This is a genomic window from Bacillus sp. FMQ74 (assembly GCF_001875785.1).
In the GTDB taxonomy this organism is placed as follows: domain Bacteria; phylum Bacillota; class Bacilli; order Bacillales; family Bacillaceae; genus Bacillus; species Bacillus stercoris.
In genome coordinates, this window is record NZ_MOEO01000003.1 from 295,812 (window position 1) to 313,829 (window position 18,018).

The 18,018-nt window shown below is 45.1% G+C and carries 23 protein-coding genes and 1 riboswitch; of the genes, 17 read left to right on the forward strand and 6 right to left on the reverse strand.

Features of this window, described 5'->3' with window-relative positions; translation table 11 throughout:
* The first annotated feature begins 15 nt into the window (after positions 1-15).
* The 3 genes from BLL41_RS08315 to BLL41_RS08325 all read left to right on the forward strand — a co-directional run bounded on the left by BLL41_RS08315 (position 16) and on the right by BLL41_RS08325 (position 1,809).
* A complete protein-coding gene (locus BLL41_RS08315; protein WP_071577481.1) occupies positions 16-453 on the forward strand; it encodes a YusW family protein in 438 nt (145 codons plus the stop codon).
* Between the two features lie 215 nt (positions 454-668).
* Positions 669-1,496 carry an ABC transporter ATP-binding protein gene (locus BLL41_RS08320; protein ID WP_079288351.1) on the forward strand — a complete coding sequence of 276 codons (828 nt, stop codon included), beginning with the start codon at positions 669-671 and terminating at the stop codon, positions 1,494-1,496.
* 25 nt (positions 1,497-1,521) lie between these two features.
* Positions 1,522-1,809, forward strand: a complete 288-nt coding sequence (locus BLL41_RS08325) for a YusU family protein (protein ID WP_083427960.1) — start codon at positions 1,522-1,524, stop codon at positions 1,807-1,809.
* Between the two features lie 19 nt (positions 1,810-1,828).
* On the opposite strand, the gene BLL41_RS08330 is transcribed toward BLL41_RS08325, so the two are convergent.
* A complete protein-coding gene (locus BLL41_RS08330) occupies positions 1,829-2,716 on the reverse strand; it encodes a LysR family transcriptional regulator (RefSeq protein ID WP_071577482.1) in 888 nt (295 codons plus the stop codon).
* 133 nt (positions 2,717-2,849) lie between these two features.
* On the opposite strand from BLL41_RS08330, the gene BLL41_RS08335 reads away from it, so the two are divergent.
* A complete protein-coding gene (locus BLL41_RS08335) occupies positions 2,850-3,590 on the forward strand; it encodes an SDR family NAD(P)-dependent oxidoreductase (RefSeq protein ID WP_071577483.1) in 741 nt (246 codons plus the stop codon).
* Between the two features lie 18 nt (positions 3,591-3,608).
* Positions 3,609-3,992 (forward strand): tautomerase family protein, encoded by a 384-nt coding sequence (locus BLL41_RS08340; RefSeq protein ID WP_069150279.1) that lies wholly within the window; start codon positions 3,609-3,611, stop codon positions 3,990-3,992.
* Positions 3,993-4,027: 35 nt separating this feature from the next.
* On the opposite strand, the gene mdtP is transcribed toward BLL41_RS08340, so the two are convergent.
* The 4 genes from mdtP to BLL41_RS08360 all read right to left on the reverse strand — a co-directional run bounded on the left by mdtP (position 4,028) and on the right by BLL41_RS08360 (position 6,868).
* Positions 4,028-5,650: a multidrug efflux MFS transporter MdtP gene (gene mdtP / locus BLL41_RS08345; RefSeq protein WP_080478275.1), complete on the reverse strand. Its 1,623-nt coding sequence runs from the start codon at positions 5,648-5,650 to the stop codon at positions 4,028-4,030.
* Positions 5,647-6,117: a MarR family transcriptional regulator MdtR gene (gene mdtR / locus BLL41_RS08350; protein ID WP_014665318.1), complete on the reverse strand. Its 471-nt coding sequence runs from the start codon at positions 6,115-6,117 to the stop codon at positions 5,647-5,649. The genes mdtP and mdtR overlap by 4 nt, the downstream gene beginning before the upstream one ends.
* A gap of 160 nt (positions 6,118-6,277) precedes the next feature.
* Complete coding sequence (locus BLL41_RS08355) at positions 6,278-6,610, reverse strand: spore coat protein (protein ID WP_003222766.1); 333 nt, start codon at positions 6,608-6,610, stop codon at positions 6,278-6,280.
* A gap of 12 nt (positions 6,611-6,622) precedes the next feature.
* On the reverse strand, positions 6,623-6,868 hold the full coding sequence (locus tag BLL41_RS08360) for a hypothetical protein (protein WP_071577484.1): 246 nt from the start codon (positions 6,866-6,868) through the stop codon (positions 6,623-6,625).
* A 94-nt stretch (positions 6,869-6,962) separates the two neighbouring features.
* On the opposite strand from BLL41_RS08360, the gene BLL41_RS08365 reads away from it, so the two are divergent.
* Positions 6,963-7,871 carry a proline dehydrogenase family protein gene (locus BLL41_RS08365; protein WP_071577485.1) on the forward strand — a complete coding sequence of 303 codons (909 nt, stop codon included), beginning with the start codon at positions 6,963-6,965 and terminating at the stop codon, positions 7,869-7,871.
* A gap of 24 nt (positions 7,872-7,895) precedes the next feature.
* Here BLL41_RS08365 and BLL41_RS08370 read toward each other — a convergent pair whose 3' ends face one another.
* The gene (locus tag BLL41_RS08370) at positions 7,896-8,042 is read right to left on the reverse strand and encodes a YuzL family protein (protein ID WP_071577486.1); all 147 of its coding nucleotides are present in this window, start codon (positions 8,040-8,042) and stop codon (positions 7,896-7,898) included.
* 174 nt (positions 8,043-8,216) lie between these two features.
* On the opposite strand from BLL41_RS08370, the gene BLL41_RS08375 reads away from it, so the two are divergent.
* The 11 genes from BLL41_RS08375 (at position 8,217) to metP (ending at position 18,007) form a co-directional block, all read left to right on the forward strand.
* Entirely contained in the window at positions 8,217-10,586 is a 2,370-nt protein-coding gene (locus BLL41_RS08375) for a 3-hydroxyacyl-CoA dehydrogenase/enoyl-CoA hydratase family protein (protein WP_071577487.1), read from the forward strand.
* Positions 10,587-10,596: 10 nt separating this feature from the next.
* Positions 10,597-11,772 carry an acetyl-CoA C-acetyltransferase gene (locus tag BLL41_RS08380; RefSeq protein ID WP_071577488.1) on the forward strand — a complete coding sequence of 392 codons (1,176 nt, stop codon included), beginning with the start codon at positions 10,597-10,599 and terminating at the stop codon, positions 11,770-11,772.
* A gap of 14 nt (positions 11,773-11,786) precedes the next feature.
* The gene (gene fadE / locus BLL41_RS08385; protein ID WP_071577489.1) at positions 11,787-13,571 is read left to right on the forward strand and encodes an acyl-CoA dehydrogenase FadE; all 1,785 of its coding nucleotides are present in this window, start codon (positions 11,787-11,789) and stop codon (positions 13,569-13,571) included.
* 110 nt (positions 13,572-13,681) lie between these two features.
* A complete protein-coding gene (locus BLL41_RS08390) occupies positions 13,682-14,038 on the forward strand; it encodes an arsenate reductase family protein (RefSeq protein ID WP_003222779.1) in 357 nt (118 codons plus the stop codon).
* A gap of 66 nt (positions 14,039-14,104) precedes the next feature.
* Positions 14,105-14,488: a glycine cleavage system protein GcvH gene (gene gcvH / locus BLL41_RS08395; protein ID WP_014665312.1), complete on the forward strand. Its 384-nt coding sequence runs from the start codon at positions 14,105-14,107 to the stop codon at positions 14,486-14,488.
* Positions 14,489-14,543: 55 nt separating this feature from the next.
* Positions 14,544-14,780 (forward strand): YusG family protein, encoded by a 237-nt coding sequence (locus BLL41_RS08400; RefSeq protein ID WP_003228581.1) that lies wholly within the window; start codon positions 14,544-14,546, stop codon positions 14,778-14,780.
* A gap of 78 nt (positions 14,781-14,858) precedes the next feature.
* The gene (locus BLL41_RS08405) at positions 14,859-15,221 is read left to right on the forward strand and encodes a toprim domain-containing protein (RefSeq protein WP_041521423.1); all 363 of its coding nucleotides are present in this window, start codon (positions 14,859-14,861) and stop codon (positions 15,219-15,221) included.
* A gap of 1 nt (position 15,222) precedes the next feature.
* Positions 15,223-15,543 (forward strand): thioredoxin family protein, encoded by a 321-nt coding sequence (locus tag BLL41_RS08410; RefSeq protein WP_040081889.1) that lies wholly within the window; start codon positions 15,223-15,225, stop codon positions 15,541-15,543.
* Positions 15,544-15,649: 106 nt separating this feature from the next.
* Positions 15,650-15,994 carry an SCP2 sterol-binding domain-containing protein gene (locus BLL41_RS08415; RefSeq protein ID WP_003228587.1) on the forward strand — a complete coding sequence of 115 codons (345 nt, stop codon included), beginning with the start codon at positions 15,650-15,652 and terminating at the stop codon, positions 15,992-15,994.
* A 114-nt stretch (positions 15,995-16,108) separates the two neighbouring features.
* Positions 16,109-16,215, forward strand: a riboswitch (SAM riboswitch).
* A gap of 105 nt (positions 16,216-16,320) precedes the next feature.
* Positions 16,321-17,346: a methionine ABC transporter ATP-binding protein MetN gene (gene metN, locus BLL41_RS08420; protein WP_071577490.1), complete on the forward strand. Its 1,026-nt coding sequence runs from the start codon at positions 16,321-16,323 to the stop codon at positions 17,344-17,346.
* Positions 17,339-18,007 (forward strand): methionine ABC transporter permease MetP, encoded by a 669-nt coding sequence (metP, locus tag BLL41_RS08425; RefSeq protein WP_071577491.1) that lies wholly within the window; start codon positions 17,339-17,341, stop codon positions 18,005-18,007. Before metN ends, metP begins: the two co-directional genes overlap by 8 nt.
* The last annotated feature ends 11 nt before the right edge of the window (positions 18,008-18,018 follow it).

Here is an 18,018-nt window from a genome sequence, read left to right on the forward strand (position 1 = left end):
ACAGGGGGGAAACATATGCATTTGATCAGAGCAGCCGGGGCTGTATGTCTCGCAGTGGTTCTGATTGCGGGCTGCCATCTTAATGAAGACCAGCAGCAGGCAGAAGGAGAAAATACAGCCGTCACCCAGCTGAAGTCCGTTCCTTACAGCAATTTTTCGCTTCGTGTGAGCTACGGGGATGGTGAGCATAACCGTTATGAAGGCATCTATACAAAGAACGGGACTCAGGAAAAAGCGGAAATACAGGATAAGCTCTCAGGTGTCAATCAGGAGGGAGAAGAAGCATTGGATGAGATGAAAATGATTCTGAGCGAGCTTTCCGTGACAGACCAAATGGCTGAAACAGAAGTGATACACAGCGTACTGGCAGCATTTAATCTGGACAGTCATTATGATCATATCGATTTAAAACTAAAGCTTAAGGACGGCTCGATCAGAGAAATCAAGAAATAATCGTGTAATAAAAAAAACATAAACGCCAATTATGTCCAAAGACTAATTGAAAATGATTTTCAAAGTCAGTGTTTTCTGCTACAATGAGGGATAGATGACCATATCAAATGGCTGAATATCGAATCACTTGCATTGACGACAATTGACTGAAAAGCATGTATATAGAAAACGTGCAATACATAATGCTGCTAAAAAGCCAGCAAAAAGGAGCGGTTATGGGTATGAGTGCAATTTCTACAGAAACGCTGAGCTTAGGATACGGAGATGCCGTTATTATTGATGAGTTGAATTTAACAATTCCCAAAGGTGAAATTACCGTATTTATTGGCAGTAATGGCTGCGGAAAATCGACACTTTTACGTTCATTAGCGCGCCTGATGAAGCCGAGAGGCGGTTCAGTGCTGCTGGAAGGAAGAGCAATTGCCAAGCTTCCGACGAAGGAAGTCGCAAAAGAGCTGGCCATCCTGCCTCAAGGTCCTTCGGCTCCAGAGGGGCTGACGGTGCATCAGCTGGTGAAACAAGGTAGATATCCTTACCAAAACTGGCTGAAGCAGTGGTCAAAAGAGGATGAGGAAGCAGTTGAGAGAGCACTTAAAGCAACAAAGCTTGAGGACATGGCTGACCGTGCCGTTGATTCTTTGTCTGGCGGACAGCGCCAGCGGGCTTGGATCGCAATGACGCTTGCGCAGGAAACCGATATCATCCTCCTAGACGAGCCGACGACGTATTTAGACATGACGCATCAAATTGAAATTCTTGATTTGCTGTTTGAGCTGAATGAAAAGGAAGAGCGGACGATTGTTATGGTTCTCCATGACTTAAACCTGGCATGCCGCTATGCGCATCATCTTGTGGCCATAAAAGATAAACAGATTTATGCTGAAGGCCGTCCGGAAGAGGTTATCACTTGTGATCTTGTGCAAAATGTGTTTTCTATGAACTGTCAGGTTACACAGGACCCGCTGTTCGGAACGCCTCTTTGCATTCCTCATGGCAGGGGCAGATGCATTGTCCAGGAAGCCGCTTTCACATCACATGGATAAATAACGCCAGCGAAGGAGCTTTCATTTGAGAAAGCTCCTTGCTGTTTTTTCGAAAGGAAGATGGAAAATGGAACAGAAACTTCAGGAACAGCTGGATGGATTGCTGGAAAAGTATACGGAACTTCTGCTTGGTGAAACAAACGATGAGCTAAAAGAAGAAGTGAAGCAATGGATTTTGTATACTCATATAGCCAAGAGCATGCCTCCGCTCGCTAAGCATTGGAATGCGACATATCCCGAGGCAAAGCAGGGCATTAAAGATGTCATTCAGCATATTAAAGAATTAAATGAAGAGCATCGAAACAAACAATAGCCAAAAAGCAGTCTGTTCATTATAGCAGACTGCTTTTTTGTGATTCATCCGTTTTACCTGGTGCAAAGGAATCCATAAAGGTTCTCAGCGCGCTGCTGATAAACGAATCTTTTCGAACAATAAATTCTGTTTTCATCTGTCTGAGTGCTTCAGGCAACGGGTACAATCGAATCGATCCTTCTGCCTCATGCTTTTGCACAACCGTTCTAGGCAGCAACGAAATGCCAAGACCTGCTGTAACCCCGCCAATAATTGCTTCAAGCGTACCAAATTCCATAATGACCGGCTGTGTGACACCGACGGAGCGCAGCCATTTTTCAAGTGTTTCTCGATACGAGCAGCCTGTGCTGTAAACGAGAATCGGCTTTGTGATGGCTTCCTCAACATCGGACACGGAGGCAGCCGAAACAACTACCGGTTCTTCCTCAAATGCCGGATAGGATTCGAGCTCAGGATGGTTGCATTCGCATCCGATAAACGCGCCGTCCAATTCGTAACGAAGAACTTTATCAAGGAGAAATTGCGTATGTCCTGTTGTTAAAGACAACTGGACGTTTGGATGTTCTTCATAATAAGATGCCAGGAGCTTTGGAAGCCTTACCGCGGCAGTTGTCTGAGTGGAGCCGATCATAAGCGGCCCGCTTGGTTCTGCGGAGGATGAGAGCGCTTTAGACGCTTCATCAAGTAGGCCGATAATTTTATTTGCGTAATCCAGCAGCAACTTTCCGCTTGCGGAAAGTGTCATGCCCCGATTATGGCGCAAAAACAGTGTGGTACCCAGTTCAGCTTCCAATTGTTGAATTCTGGCCGTGACATTCGATTGCACATAGCCAAGCTGCAGAGCTGCTTTCGTAATGGTTCCTTCACGGGCTACCATTTGAAATACACGTAAATCTCCGCTTTCCATTATGAACTCCTCCGTTCGTTTGATATCAATCTGAATGATATCAAGTATCTTTAACAATCATTATACGTAACATCAAAGCTGGATTACAATGGAATCAGAAATATATTTTAGTCAACAGCAAGGAGTGGCGGCAATGAATGTCTTGAACAAAATAGCTCTCGTAACGGGGGGCGGCACAGGAATCGGAAAAGCAGCCAGTATGGAATTGGCAAAGCGCGGGGCGATTGTTGCGGTGAATTATTCACGTTCGCAATCAGAAGCGGAGGAAACAGTGGAAATGATTCAAAAAGCTGGCGGGAAAGCCTTCGCCATCCAAGCAGATGTATCCAGAAACAGCGAAGTGCAGGACATGATTCAAGCAATCGTGAACACACACGGCAGGGTTGATATTTTAGTCAACAATGCCAGCATTACACGGCATATTCCAATGGATGATCTTGAGGCTGCGACAGAAGACATATGGGATGAGCTGTATGCCGTTAATGTGAAAGGGATGTTTTTCTGCGCACGGGCAGTGGTTCCGTTCATGAAGAAAAGCAAGGCCGGAGCGATCGTAAACGTCGGCAGCATCGCAGGGTTAACTGGTGCGGGCTCATCTATGCCTTACGCAGTATCAAAATCGGCGGTGCACGGTTTAACGAAATCATTGGCCCACGCCTTAGCGCCTGAAATCAGAGTGAGCGGTGTAGCACCAGGAGCTGTGGCAACGAGATGGTGGGCTGGCCGGGAAGAAAAAATGAAAAGCATGATCGGCTCTTTGCCGCTGCAGTATATTGCAAAACCTGATGATGTTGCCAAATTGATTTGTTCACTAGTTGAACAGGAATCACTCACAGGCCAAATCATCACAATTGACAGCGGACAGACGCTGTAAAGAGAGGGATGCAGGGAGATGCCATTTGTACAGATTCATTTACGGTCGGGAAGAAGCGAAGCGTGGCTTCAAAAACTGAGCAGGACTATCCACCAATCGATGATTGAAGAGATCAATGTGCCGGAAGATGACTATTTTCAAGTCATCAGGCAGTATGAAAAAGGCGAATTTTTTTATGATCCATTTTATCTCCAAGTTGAGCGTACTGATGAACTGATATACATTCATTTTACACTGAAACATTCAAGAACAACTGAACAGAAAAAAGCGCTTTACCGCTCAATCGCAAGCCGGATTCATTCCGAGCTTGGTGTAAGAAAAGAAGATGTGTTTATCATGCTGGCCGGAAATCAAGATGAGGATTGGTCTTTCGGAAATGGAAGGGCCCAGATGATTGAATAAAAAACCCCGCGGTTTGATACCCGCGGGGTGCTCTATTAATGGGAAGGTGATTCAACGGCTTTTGCCGCTTTCTCTTTCACTTGTTCTCCCGTTTTCTTATTTGATAGTTTGATAGGTTTTAAGAACAATGTAAATACGGCTCCGACTGCGATAAAGATCAGGCCTGTATAAAACACGCTGTGGAGTGAATCCATCAACGATGTTTTTAAAATCGGCACAATATGGGATGAGAAAGCCGCAGGGATTTGTTTGACTGCGTCCGGACTGAACAGTGATTGCAGCAGCCCTTGCGGATTTGTATCAATCATACCCTTTAGCTGGGCGGCAAATGAGCTTGCCTGTGCCGGAAGAGAGTCTAAATACGGCACCAATTTATCTGTTAATAGATTTCCTGATCTCGCATTCATTACGGCTCCCAACATGGTAATGCCGAATGTTCCGCCAATAGAACGGAAGAATTGGCTGGATGAGGTGACAACTCCAAGCTCCTCTTTCGAAAAGCTTTCTTGTAAAGCCAATGTCAGAATCGGCATAACAAGACCCATTCCAAGACCAATAATCGCCATATATGATGTAGCGACAAGCTTGCTCGTGTCAAGATCCAATGTCGTTAACAGCAGGAATCCGCCGGCCATAACCAGCATGCCTGTAATGATTTGCGGTTTAATTCCGATTTTGTACACAAGCTGGCCGCCGATAATACTTGTGATAATCATAGAAATCATCATCGGTGTCATAATTGTACCCGATTCAGACGCACTTACACCGACAATTCCTTGCATAAAGAAAGGAACAAACGTAATGGCGCCAAACATACCGATACTCATAAAGAAGCCAATCAAGTTTAGAAAGGTAAATGTTCTATTTTTAAATAAATACATTGGCAGGATTGGCTCTTTTGCTTTTGATTCTACGATAATAAAGCTGACAATGCCGATCAGTGCGAGAGCGAACAAACCAAGAATCTGCCATGAATCCCATGCATAATCTTTTCCGCCAAAGCTTAAGGCGAGCAGGAGGCTGACAACACCGACAATCATCGTGAAAATACCAGCGATGTCGAAGTTGATCGGACCAGTCTGCTGGCGCCCCTGTAATCCTCTTGCAATGAAAATAACCGCAATAATTCCGACTGGCAGGTTAATATAGAAAACCCATTTCCAGTTTAACGAGTCTACAATCCAGCCGCCGATTTGCGGCCCAATTACTGAAGCTAGCCCGTAAATCGCGCCAAAGACCCCTTGGAATTTAGCACGCTGTTTTCCTGTGAACAAGTCACCGATAACAATCATTGCCATCGGCATCATGATGCCTCCGCCGATTCCTTGCAGTCCACGGAAAATAATCAATTCTGTCATGTTGTTGGCCATCCCGCATAAAGCAGAAGCGGCCATAAAAATAATCAAACCTGATACATAGACAATGCGGCGTCCCAATAAATCAGCCAGTTTGCCGGCAATTGGAACAATGGTTGTTGATGTTAACAAATATGCAGTTGTCAGCCAGGTCATCATGCTCAAACCGCCCAGATCACCGACAATTTTCGGCATGGCCGTTCCGACAATGGTACCGTCAAGGGCTGAAAAAAACATGGCAATAATTAAGCCTGTTATTAATAACGTCCGTTTGGATTGTTTGCCTTCTTTACTCATTTTCATCCGTTTCCTCTTTTCATGTTTTGCTTTTCATCAGTTTCCGCTGCTGCTTGTGCGAGCTTTGCTGTAATATGCGCCGCCTGAAGCATCTCTTCCTCCGTCAAAAAGGAAAGATAACGCGCCATAATGGCTTTTCTGCCTGCCAAAATCTCCTCGAATTTTCTGTCTCCTTCGTCAGTAAGACTGAGATCAATCACTCGCCTGTCTTTTGTGTTGTGTGTTCTTGCGATAAGATTTTTTTGTTCAAGGCGATCTGCCATTAGCGTCACCGCGCTTGGCTTCACCTCCATACGCTCGGCAATTTCAGAAATTTTGAGGCTGCCGTGTTTCTTTAAGCTGGCCAGCACAAACAGCTGCGCTGGGGTGACACCTTGTTTCTCCATGCTTTCCAGCATTTCAGGCTGTATCTTTTGAAAGAGCGCCTGAAGCGATAATTGAATATCGGACATTAACTGATCCGCACTCTTCATATTCATTTCCCCTCTGTTACATACACTGTATATATATTTTGATGACAAAATAGTTAATGCTTATTAAATATAAATAAGCGTAAATGAAAAGTCAACTGATTTTACACGAAAAAAAAGGATAGATGCCCGAAAGAACATCGTATCCTTTTTACTGATGTTGTTATTGCTGATAAGGAGACTGCTGCTGAATGGTCTGCTGGAATTTTTGATAAGACTGCTGCAGCTTTTGTGCATCCTCCGCTTCAACAGAATACCATCCATATTGGAACATGAGGTCATACAGTTTTCTTTGCGCTTTTTGTGACTCATCAAAAATGGATTGAATATCCTGATAAAGAGACTCGTGGCTGAATTCGTGCAAGGCCGTGCAATAAGCTGTTGTCATGTATTTTTCGGTTGTCAGCAGTTCGTTGACGAAATCTCTGTCATTCATTTCCGATGTTGTCGGTACAGGTGTCTGCGGGTTGCTGATTTTTTGATTTTGTTGATTCATTCTGGCGCCTCCTTATTGGATGTAGCCGGACTGCTGCTGCCCTGGCTGCAGGTGCTTTAATATTCTTTGATAGTGATCATGATGCATGTGTCCGACGCGGTCGAGTTCTTGTTTTAATGATTGATCCTGGCACTTTTGCGCCATGAAATGCGCTTTTTTCATCGCAAGCAAATTCCAGTTCAGCATGTCATTCAGATACAAATGATCCTTTGTCGAAATAACGGAAGGCGGCATTTGGGATTGCTGCTGATTGTCCATTGTGATCCTCCTTTGATTTCTGTTCATTTTATAGTTTCCTTCAGGCTGGGATTTATATACAGGTGTTTTGAAGATGACGGCAGGAGGGAGTCGAATGTTGAGACATGTGTTTTTATTCTTATCTCAAAATAAAACACTTACCAAGTTCGCCAAAGCATATGGAACGCGGCTTGGAGCACGAAGGTTTGTCGCAGGGGATACAATTGAATCGGCGGTTAAGACCGTCAAAAAGCTAAACAGATCCGGTTTGTGTGCAACAATTGATTATTTAGGCGAGTATGCAGCCTCGGAAAAAGAAGCAAAACAAGTCGCAGAGGAATGCAAGAAAGCCATTCAAGCCATTGCCGAACATCAATTGGATTCGGAGCTTTCACTTAAACTGACCTCAATCGGGCTCGATCTTTCAGAAGAACTTGCTCTTACTCATTTGCGCGCTATTCTTTCCGTTGCGAAGCAATATGATGTTGCTGTGACCATTGATATGGAAGACTATTCCCATTATGAACAGACACTTTCTATTTACAGGCAATGCAAACAGGAATTTGAGAAGCTCGGCACGGTCATTCAGGCGTATCTGTACCGGGCGGCAGAAGATATTAGAAAGATGCGCGACTTAAAGCCGAATCTCAGACTTGTGAAGGGCGCTTATAAAGAATCTGCGGCTGTAGCGTTTCCTGACAAAAAAGGAACAGACCTACATTTTCAGAGCTTAATAAAGCTGCAGCTGTTAAGCGGGAACTACACGGCTGTCGCCACACATGACGATGACATCATTGCATTTGCGAAACAGCTCGTAGCCGAACATCAAATCCCCGCGTCGCAATTTGAGTTTCAAATGCTATACGGCATCAGGCCAGAGCGTCAGAAGGAACTCGCGAAAGAAGGCTATAGAATGCGTGTGTATGTCCCATATGGAACGGACTGGTTTAGCTACTTTATGAGAAGAATTGCCGAACGGCCCGCCAATGCAGCATTTGTGTTAAAAGGAATTCTGAAAAAATGAAAGCAGCCGCGGGAAGCAGCTGCATTATGATTGTTCCATATTATGTTTTTTATACTGTTGGTTTTGACTTGTCCGTTTTCCGCCGCCGTAATGCTGAGTCGGACCGGCATCTCCCTTTACGCTCGCCGAGCTGACTGCCGCAGAAGACGGATTTTTCTTCTCTCGCACCATTCCCTTCACCTCCGGGCTTAAGTTACCCGTCTTTTATAGGCTTCATACAAAAAAATAACAAATTAGCTATTGAAGTCGAACCGGAAATCTTTTAAGATGAAAGAAGAAACGGGTTTCATTTTTTTTAGTCAAAAAATGAATGACTATTCATTCAATGTTCAAGGGGGATATCTCATGCACAAACACATTCGGAAGGCAGCCGTTTTAGGATCGGGGGTAATGGGTTCCGGGATTGCGGCGCATTTGGCTAACATCGGAATTCCTGTCCTGCTGCTAGATATTGTGCCGAACGATTTGACAAAGGAAGAGGAAAAAAAGGGGCTGACGAAGGACAGTCCGGAGGTACGCAGCAGGCTTAGCCGGCAGGCGGTGAAAAAACTGCTGAAACAAAAGCCCGCTCCCCTCACATCAGCGAAAAATACCTCCTATATTACACCGGGCAATCTGGAGGATGATGCAGAAAAACTGAAAGAAGCAGATTGGATTATTGAGGTCGTAGTCGAAAACCTTGAAGTCAAAAAGAAAATTTTCGCTCTTGTGGATGAACATCGAAAGACTGGAAGCATCGTCTCAAGCAACACATCCGGCATATCAGTGCAGGAAATGGCTGAAGGCCGGTCGGATGATTTTAAAGCCCATTTTCTTGGAACGCATTTTTTTAATCCCGCACGCTATTTAAAGCTGCTGGAGATCATTCCGATTAAGGAAACGGATCCCGATATTTTAAAGTTTATGACAGCTTTCGGAGAAAATGTCCTCGGTAAAGGCGTTGTTACAGCAAAGGACACACCGAACTTTATCGCAAACCGCATCGGAACATACGGGCTTCTTGTGACAGTCCAAGAAATGCTGAAAGGCGGCTATCAGGTCGGGGAGGTTGATTCGATCACAGGACCGCTGATCGGCAGGCCGAAAAGCGCCACCTTCAGAACGCTTGATGTTGTCGGCCTCGATACATTCGCCCACGTTGCCCGAAATGTGTATGACAAAGCCGATGGCGATGAGAAGGAAGTGTTTCGCCTTCCAAGCTTCATGAACGATATGCTGGAAAAAGGGTGGATCGGAAGTAAGGTCGGCCAAGGCTTTTATAAAAAAGAAGGAAAAACGATTTATGAGCTTGACCCAGTGACGCTTACTTATGGCGAGCGGACAAAAATGAAAACACCGGCACTTGAAGCGGCAAAGCAGGCAAAAGGGACAAAAGCCAAAATGAAAGCGCTTATTTATTCGGATGACAGGGCCGGCCGATTGCTGTGGAATATCACTTCTCAAACCCTGCTTTACTCAGCCGAGCTGCTTGGTGAGATTGCCGATGATATTCATGCGATTGACCAAGCCATGAAGTGGGGATTCGGCTGGGAACTGGGGCCTTTTGAAATGTGGGATGCCATCGGCCTCAGGCAGTCAGCGGAAAAGCTTGAGCAGCTTGGAGCAGATATGCCTGGCTGGATCAAAGAGATGCTGGACAAAGGAAATGAAACCTTCTACATCAAAGAGAACGGAACGATATTTTATTATGACCGCGGCGAATACAGAGCCGTGAAAGAAAACAAAAAACGAATTCATTTACAAGCGCTTAAAGAAACAAAAGGCGTGATTGCGAAAAACAGCGGAGCTAGCTTGATTGACCTTGGAGATGATGTGGCCCTTCTTGAATTTCATTCGAAAAGCAATGCGATCGGCCTCGATATCATTCAAATGATCCACAAAGGATTAGAGGAAACAGAACGGAATTACAAGGGGCTTGTCATCGGCAATCAAGGGAAAAATTTCTGCGTCGGCGCGAATCTCGCCATGATCTTAATGGAAGTCCAAGATGACAACTTTTTGGAAGTTGATTTTGTGATACGCCGTTTTCAGGAGACGATGATGAAGATCAAATATAGTGCGAAACCGGTCGTCGCCGCGCCATTTGGCATGACGCTCGGCGGAGGAACGGAAGTATGCCTGCCTGCGGCGCGCACTCAAGCAGCAAGCGAAGCCTATATGGGACTTGTAGAATCCGGTGTCGGCCTCATCCCTGGCGGAGGTGGAAACAAAGAGCTGTACATCAATCATCTTCGCCGCGGCCATGATCCAATGAATGCGGCAATGAAAACATTTGAAACAATTGCGATGGCGAAAGTGTCCGCTTCCGCTCAAGAGGCTCGTGAGATGAACATCTTAAAAGAAACGGATCAGATCAGCGTAAATCAAGACCACCTGCTGTACGATGCGAAGCAGCTGGCCGCATCTTTATACGATACTGGCTGGCGGCCGCCTGTAAAAGAAAAGGTCAAGGTGCCGGGAGAAACCGGTTATGCGGCACTCTTGCTTGGCGCTGAGCAGATGAAGCTTTCCGGCTATATATCTGAGCATGATTTCAAGATTGCGAAAAAACTCGCTTATGTCATTGCGGGCGGAAAAGTGCCGTTTGGTACAGAGGTTGATGAAGAGTATTTATTGGAGATCGAAAGAGAAGCGTTTTTGAGTTTGGCCGGAGAGGCAAAATCTCAAGCGAGAATGCAGCATATGCTTGTGAAAGGTAAACCTTTACGGAATTAGGAGGGAGCTTATGAAAGAGGCAGTCATTGTATCAGGTGCAAGAACACCGGTTGGGAAAGCAAAAAAAGGATCGTTGGCCACCGTTCGCCCGGATGATCTGGGAGCGATTTGCGTAAAAGAAACACTGAAACGGGCAGGCGGCTATGAAGGCAATATTGATGACTTGATTATCGGCTGTGCAACGCCTGAAGCGGAACAGGGGCTTAATATGGCGAGAAATATCGGGGCGCTCGCGGGACTGCCATACACGGTTCCGGCGATTACAGTCAATCGGTATTGCTCTTCCGGCCTTCAGTCTATTGCATATGCGGCAGAAAAAATTATGCTCGGCGCCTACGATACAGCGATCGCCGGCGGAGCAGAATCCATGTCGCAAGTTCCGATGATGGGGCATGTTACCCGCCCGAACCTTGCTTTGGCAGAAAAGGCACCGGAATATTATATGAGCATGGGACATACAGCTGAGCAGGTTGCCAAAAAATACGGCGTCTCCCGTAAGGATCAAGACGCGTTTGCCGTTCGCAGTCACCAAAACGCCGCTAAAGCCCTTGCAGAAGGAAAATTTAAAGATGAAATTGTACCCGTCGAAGTGACGGTCACAGAAATCGGAGAAGACCATAAGCCTCAGGAAAAACAATTTGTATTTTCTCAGGATGAAGGTGTTCGCCCGCAAACGACTGCAGACATCTTAGCGACATTGCGCCCGGCCTTTTCCGTTGACGGGACGGTGACTGCGGGCAATTCCTCGCAGACGAGTGACGGAGCGGCGGCTGTCATGCTGATGGACAGGGAAAAAGCCGATGCTCTTGGCCTGGCGCCGCTTGTGAAATTCCGCTCCTTTGCGGTAGGCGGCGTGCCGCCGGAAGTGATGGGAATCGGACCGGTGGAAGCGATTCCGCGCGCTTTGAAGCTTGCGGGACTTCAGCTGCAGGACATCGGCTTGTTTGAACTGAATGAAGCTTTTGCCTCACAGGCCATTCAAGTAATCAGGGAATTAGGGATTGATGAAGAAAAAGTGAATGTCAACGGGGGCGCAATCGCGCTTGGACACCCGCTTGGCTGTACGGGCACAAAGCTTACACTCTCACTCATCCATGAAATGAAACGGAGAAACGAGCAATTTGGAGTCGTGACCATGTGTATCGGCGGCGGGATGGGAGCGGCCGGTGTATTTGAATTATGCTAAAGGGGGAAAAACAAATGGCAAAAAAAACGGCTGACGTACAAAAAGGCGGCGGATTTTTAATCGAGGATGTCACATACGATCAAATGTATACACCGGAGGATTTCACTGACGAGCATAAAATGATTGCGAAAACAACAGAGGATTATATCGAGCAAGATGTTCTCCCTCATATAGATGACATCGAAAACCATCAATTCGAGCATTCTGTCAGACTGTTGAAGAAAGCGGGCGAACTAGGGCTGCTTGGCGCTGATGTGCCGGAAGAATACGGCGGGCTCGGCCTAGATAAGATCAGCTCGGCGCTCATCACTGAGAAATTTTCGCGTGCGGGAAGCTTTTCTCTTTCCTATGGCGCACATGTCGGCATCGGTTCCCTGCCGATCGTCTTTTTCGGATCAGAAGAACAAAAGAAAAAATACTTGCCTGGACTCGCTTCAGGCGAAAAGATCGCGGCTTATGCTCTGACTGAGCCTGGCTCTGGGTCTGATGCACTTGGAGCAAAAACAACAGCTGTGCTGAATGAAGCAGGAACGCATTATGTATTAACAGGGGAAAAACAGTGGATTACCAACTCTGCTTTTGCCGATGTTTTTGTGGTTTACGCTAAGGTGGATGGCGACAAGTTTTCAGCCTTTATTGTAGAAAAAGAGTTCCCGGGTGTCTCCACGGGACCGGAAGAAAAGAAAATGGGAATCAAGGGATCATCGACAAGAACCCTCATTCTGGATCAAGCTGAAGTGCCAAAGGAAAACCTGCTCGGAGAAATCGGCAAAGGGCATGTCATCGCCTTTAATATTTTAAACATTGGCCGCTATAAACTGGCGGTTGGCACAATCGGCGCATCTAAACGGGTTATCGAGCTGTCTGCGGCATACGCAAATCAGCGCCGCCAATTTAAAACGCCGATTGCTGGTTTTTCATTGACACAGGAAAAAATCGGGACAATGGCCTCGAGACTGTATGCGATGGAAAGCTCTGTATACAGAACCGTCGGGCTGTTTGAAGACAATATGAGCCAGTTCACGGCTGAAGATCTCAAGGACGGCCGGCAAATTGCCAAATCGATTGCGGAATACGCCATTGAATGCTCTCTGAATAAGGTATTCGGCTCTGAAACGCTTGATTATATCGTTGATGAAGGCGTGCAGATTCATGGAGGCTACGGCTTTATGCAGGAGTACGAGGTAGAAAGGGCCTATAGGGATTCAAGGATCAATCGCATTTTTGAAGGCACAAACGAAATCAACCGATTAATCGTGCCAAGCACTTTCCTGAAAAAAGCGCTAAAAGGCGAGCTGCCTCTATTTGAAAAAGCGCAGTCACTGCAGGAAGAACTCATGATGCTTATGCCTGAAGAGCCTGGAAGCGGCGTCTTAGAGCAGGAGAAATATATTGTCAAGCAAGCGAAAAAAATTGCGTTGTTTGCTGCCGGCCTAGCCGCGCAAAAATACGGAAAAGCGATCGATCGTGAGCAAGAAATTCTCGTGAACGTCGCGGATATCGTCAGCAATGTATACGCAATGGAATCGGCCGTGCTCAGAACGGAAAAGGCCATTGCAGCACAAGGCGCTGAAAAAGCAGCGCAAAAGGTGTTGTACACAGAAATTTTCATTCAAGAAGCCTTTAACGAAATTGAAGCTCATGCGAAGGAATCCCTTATCGCAATGGAAGAAGGAGACTCACTCCGCATGATGCTTTCCGCTCTGCGCAAGCTGACACGCGTAACGCCTAAAAACGTGATTCAGAAAAAACGCAAGGCGGCGGCAGGCATTTTTGAGGCTGAGAAATATATTGTCTGATTGGCCATGAGCTCCGCATGCGCGGAGCTCTTTTTTAAGAAGCACTGTTTTAGGTTTTTAAAACAAACTGTGTTAAAATAACCTCGATTATTTTATTGAGGGGGAAGAAGATGTCGTTAACTTTTTACTGGTACCCTAAATGCGGAACGTGCCGCAAAGCAAAGAAGTGGCTTGAAGAGCATGGGAAAGAAATAAACGAAATACATATTGCTGAGCAGCCGCCAAGCAAAGAAGAATTAAAAGCGCTTTATGAAAAAAGCGGGCTGGATCTCAAGAAATTTTTCAACACGAGCGGCATGAAATACCGCGAGCTCAATCTCAAGGAAAAGCTGTATCACATGTCAGAGGACGAACAGCTCGAGCTGCTGGCTTCAGACGGAATGCTGATCAAACGCCCGCTTACAACAGACGGCGAAAAAGTGACTGTCGGATTTAAAGAAGACCAATTTGAAGAAAACTGGGCTTAATGTAAATTTTTTTTGAAAAGTGTGGTATCTTCTTATTGTAGTGCTGTAAAAAATGGAGGGATTCAATTGAGCATACCAAAAGATTTGCGTTACTCAGGAGAACACGAATGGGTAAAAGTTGAAGGAGAAAAAGCCAGAATCGGAATTACGCATTTTGCCCAGTCTGAGCTAGGCGACATCGTGTTTGTCGAACTTCCTGAAGTGGGCGCTGAAATCAAAGCGGACGAGCCATTCGGCAGTGTTGAATCCGTTAAAACGGTATCTGAGCTTTATGCGCCGATTAACGGAACTGTTGTGGAAGTAAACGAAGATCTTGATGACAGTCCGGAATTCGTCAACGAATCTCCGTACGAAAAAGCATGGATGATCGTCGTTGAGCCAACTGACGCTTCTGAAATTGAAAAACTGATGACAGCAGAGCAATACGAAGAGATGACACAAGAAGACTAAAACAGGATAGCCGTAAAAGCAATTGGACACGCTAACGTTATGGGAGGTGTCCAATATGGCTTTCGACAAACAAAAGCTCGATGTCACCAACGACGTGACAGGCCGCTTTCAAAATGGCCGGCTCTCGTTATATCATGATAATGAGATGATCGGCCAAATGACAAGCATGAATGAATATGAGCTTAAGTCCGGTTATTCCTTTGAAAATGAGAAATTTTATAAGACAGCCGATGTGGTCTCTGGTGACGATGCAAAATACGTAGATTGTGACTACGAAAACGGCTGGTGTTAAATGTTGGCGGTGAATTTCACTGCCTTCTTTTACAATCTGAACGTTTCAAATTTGACGCGGCAGGTGAAGAAGATGAAGATGGATGAGCTGGAAAAGGTTATGATTGTCGAGGGGAAATCAGATAAAGAGAAAATCGAAAGCGTCTTGAATGAACCGGTGCGCATTATCTGCACAAACGGAACAATCAGCCAGCTGAAGCTTGAGGAATTGGCTGACGAGCTTTATGACAAAGACGTCTATATATTAGTTGATGCTGATGAATCAGGCGAGAAATTGAGAAAACAGCTGAAGCGTGAATTTAATGAAGCCTGCCATCTCCATATCGACAGAGCCTATAAGGAAGTAGCGGCTGCGCCCAGGCACCATGTCGCCTCTGTATTGCTGCGTGCGAATCTGAATGTCCATACTATTTTTCTTGAAAGAAAGTCCCGAGGTGTATAGCATGAAAGAACTCCAAGAACACGAACTTGATCACATTGAAGATGATGTGTACCTTCTATATTTATATACTCCGTTTTGCGGCACCTGCCAGCTTGCAAGCAAAATGCTGACAGTGGTGAAAGAAATGCTACCTGATGTCGCCTTCTATCAAAACAATGTCAATTATTCTCCGACATTTGCAAAAGCATATCAAATTGAAAGCGTCCCTTGTTTTCTGCTGTTTAAAGGCGGAAAGGTGGTCGAAAGAGGATATGCATTTCATTCCGTTTCTTATTTATATGAGCTGATCAAACAAAAATCATCTTCCGCATCCCAATTATGACATTTTTCTCAGCATATCCAACGAAATTGTCGTTCGTTTTATAAAGGGGTTCTTGCGACAGAGAGAGAAATGTGTATGTATGACCAACAAATAGGAGGTTGTACATATGGAGAAAGCGGAAGTTTTAGAAGATGAGTATCAGCATCTGTTTTTAAAACCCCTTTTGAATGCCTCAACATTGCTCATTACCTTTCAAGGAGAAGCAGAAGCCTTAACCGTCTCAATAAACGAACAGGGAGAAATGAAAAAAGTTTCTCCGCCCCAAACGTCCAACCTGACCTTTTACGGAAACCAAACGGAAATTATTGATTTATTGCACGGAGACATTTCCCTTCAGCACCTGATTCAGAGCGGAAGCCTCAAAGTAAAGGGGTCATTCAGGGCCCTGTTAAAGCTAGAGGCCATTCTCTGGCTGACAAATGGATTTTTTCAGAGGATTTTGAAGAATTAAAAAATAATAAATTATTATAATAGTAAAAGTTGACATCATTTATTTTATTGACATTTAATCATTCGCCGTGCTATTCTACATTAAGAATTTCCGGACGAAAAAGACTATATATTTCTCTTATCAAGAGAGGTGGAGGGAAGTGCCCTATGAAGCCCGGCAACCATCAACGCTGTTGAAATGGTGCCAATTCACACGAAGCGTTCAGCTTTGAAAGATGAGAGAAAGGCATTTTATATAAGCCTTTCTGCTCAAGTGTGCAGAAAGGCTTTTCTTTTGCAGAAAAAACCGGAAGATTTCTTAGAATAGTGTTAAGGCAGGTGATCGCTTTGATCAATCTTCAGGATGTTTCAAAAGTTTACAAGTCGAAACATGGAGATGTCAATGCTGTCCAAAATGTCTCGCTTTCCATTAAAAAGGGTGAGATTTTTGGAATTATAGGATATAGCGGAGCTGGTAAGAGTTCCTTAATCCGTCTGCTGAACGGCCTTGAGAAACCAACCTCAGGAATCGTAGAAGTGGCGGGAACCAAGATTAATGAAGTAAATGGACGCGGTTTAAGAAAAGCACGCCATGAAATCAGTATGATTTTCCAGCATTTCAATTTGCTTTGGTCGCGGACTGTCAGAGATAATATCATGTTTCCTTTAGAAATTGCCGGGGTGAAAAAAAGCGAGCGGATTAAGCGCGCCAATGAACTGATTAAACTGGTAGGTTTAGAAGGAAAAGAAAAATCATATCCGTCCCAGCTGAGCGGCGGGCAGAAGCAGCGTGTCGGAATTGCCAGAGCGCTTGCAAACAATCCGAAGGTTCTTCTTTGTGACGAAGCGACATCAGCATTAGATCCGCAAACGACAGATTCAATTCTGGATCTATTGTCCGATATTAATGAAAGACTCGGTTTGACGATTGTGCTGATTACGCACGAAATGCATGTCATCCGCAAAATCTGCAACAGAGTCGCCGTCATGGAAAACGGTAAGGTAGTCGAAGAAGGCGAAGTTCTCGACGTCTTCAAAAATCCAAAGGAACAAATGACAAAACGATTTGTTCAACAGGTGACAGAGCCGGAAGAAACGAAAGAAACGCTTCAGCACCTTCTTGATGATACAGCATCAGGAAAAATGGTTCAGCTCACATTTGTCGGTGAGTCAGCTGAACAGCCTCTGATTACAGAGATGATCAGAAACTTCAATGTCAGCGTCAATATTCTGCAAGGGAAAATTTCTCAGACGAAGGATGGAGCTTATGGTTCACTGTTCATCCACATTGACGGAGACGAGGAAGAAGTGCAAAACGTGATCCGATTCATTAATGACAAACAGGTGAAAGCAGAGGTGATCACGAATGTTTGAAAAATACTTCCCGAACGTTGATTTAACTGAATTGTGGAACGCGACATATGAAACACTTTATATGACGCTGATTTCTTTACTGTTTGCTTTTGTCATCGGGGTCATCCTCGGCTTGCTGCTCTTTCTGACAAGCAAAGGAAGCCTCTGGCAGAATAAAGCGGTCAACTCTGTGATTGCGGCCGTTGTTAACATATTCAGATCGATTCCGTTCCTTATTTTAATTATTTTACTATTAGGTTTTACGAAGTTTTTAGTCGGCACAATCTTAGGGCCAAACGCCGCATTGCCGGCGCTGGTCATCGGCTCGGCACCATTTTACGCCCGCCTTGTTGAAATCGCGCTGCGTGAGGTGGATAAAGGTGTGATTGAAGCCGCTAAATCAATGGGCGCGAAAACGTCTACGATTATTTTCAAAGTGCTGATTCCGGAATCAATGCCGGCTCTTATTTCTGGCATTACGGTTACAGCCATCGCTTTGATCGGCTCAACGGCAATTGCCGGAGCCATTGGTTCAGGAGGCCTTGGAAACCTTGCGTACGTAGAAGGATATCAGTCTAATAACGCTGATGTTACCTTCGTTGCTACTGTGTTTATTTTAATCATCGTATTTATTATTCAAATCATCGGTGATGTCATAACAAATATTATAGACAAACGATAAGGGAGGATTTA

Bases quoted from the DNA above. Each gene is read 5' to 3' on its own strand.
- BLL41_RS08315 (WP_071577481.1), top strand. From the start codon at position 16: ATGCATTTGATCAGAGCAGCCGGGGCTGTATGTCTCGCAGTGGTTCTG.
- BLL41_RS08320 (WP_079288351.1), top strand. From the start codon at position 669: ATGGGTATGAGTGCAATTTCTACAGAAACGCTGAGCTTAGGATACGGA.
- BLL41_RS08330 (WP_071577482.1), bottom strand. From the start codon at position 2,716: ATGGAAAGCGGAGATTTACGTGTATTTCAAATGGTAGCCCGTGAAGGA.
- BLL41_RS08335 (WP_071577483.1), top strand. From the start codon at position 2,850: ATGAATGTCTTGAACAAAATAGCTCTCGTAACGGGGGGCGGCACAGGA.
- BLL41_RS08340 (WP_069150279.1), top strand. From the start codon at position 3,609: ATGCCATTTGTACAGATTCATTTACGGTCGGGAAGAAGCGAAGCGTGG.
- mdtP (WP_080478275.1), bottom strand. From the start codon at position 5,650: ATGAAAATGAGTAAAGAAGGCAAACAATCCAAACGGACGTTATTAATA.
- mdtR (WP_014665318.1), bottom strand. From the start codon at position 6,117: ATGAAGAGTGCGGATCAGTTAATGTCCGATATTCAATTATCGCTTCAG.
- BLL41_RS08355 (WP_003222766.1), bottom strand. From the start codon at position 6,610: ATGAATCAACAAAATCAAAAAATCAGCAACCCGCAGACACCTGTACCG.
- BLL41_RS08360 (WP_071577484.1), bottom strand. From the start codon at position 6,868: ATGGACAATCAGCAGCAATCCCAAATGCCGCCTTCCGTTATTTCGACA.
- BLL41_RS08365 (WP_071577485.1), top strand. From the start codon at position 6,963: ATGTTGAGACATGTGTTTTTATTCTTATCTCAAAATAAAACACTTACC.
- BLL41_RS08370 (WP_071577486.1), bottom strand. From the start codon at position 8,042: ATGGTGCGAGAGAAGAAAAATCCGTCTTCTGCGGCAGTCAGCTCGGCG.
- BLL41_RS08375 (WP_071577487.1), top strand. From the start codon at position 8,217: ATGCACAAACACATTCGGAAGGCAGCCGTTTTAGGATCGGGGGTAATG.
- BLL41_RS08380 (WP_071577488.1), top strand. From the start codon at position 10,597: ATGAAAGAGGCAGTCATTGTATCAGGTGCAAGAACACCGGTTGGGAAA.
- fadE (WP_071577489.1), top strand. From the start codon at position 11,787: ATGGCAAAAAAAACGGCTGACGTACAAAAAGGCGGCGGATTTTTAATC.
- BLL41_RS08390 (WP_003222779.1), top strand. From the start codon at position 13,682: ATGTCGTTAACTTTTTACTGGTACCCTAAATGCGGAACGTGCCGCAAA.
- BLL41_RS08400 (WP_003228581.1), top strand. From the start codon at position 14,544: ATGGCTTTCGACAAACAAAAGCTCGATGTCACCAACGACGTGACAGGC.
- BLL41_RS08405 (WP_041521423.1), top strand. From the start codon at position 14,859: ATGGATGAGCTGGAAAAGGTTATGATTGTCGAGGGGAAATCAGATAAA.
- BLL41_RS08410 (WP_040081889.1), top strand. From the start codon at position 15,223: ATGAAAGAACTCCAAGAACACGAACTTGATCACATTGAAGATGATGTG.
- BLL41_RS08415 (WP_003228587.1), top strand. From the start codon at position 15,650: ATGGAGAAAGCGGAAGTTTTAGAAGATGAGTATCAGCATCTGTTTTTA.
- metP (WP_071577491.1), top strand. From the start codon at position 17,339: ATGTTTGAAAAATACTTCCCGAACGTTGATTTAACTGAATTGTGGAAC.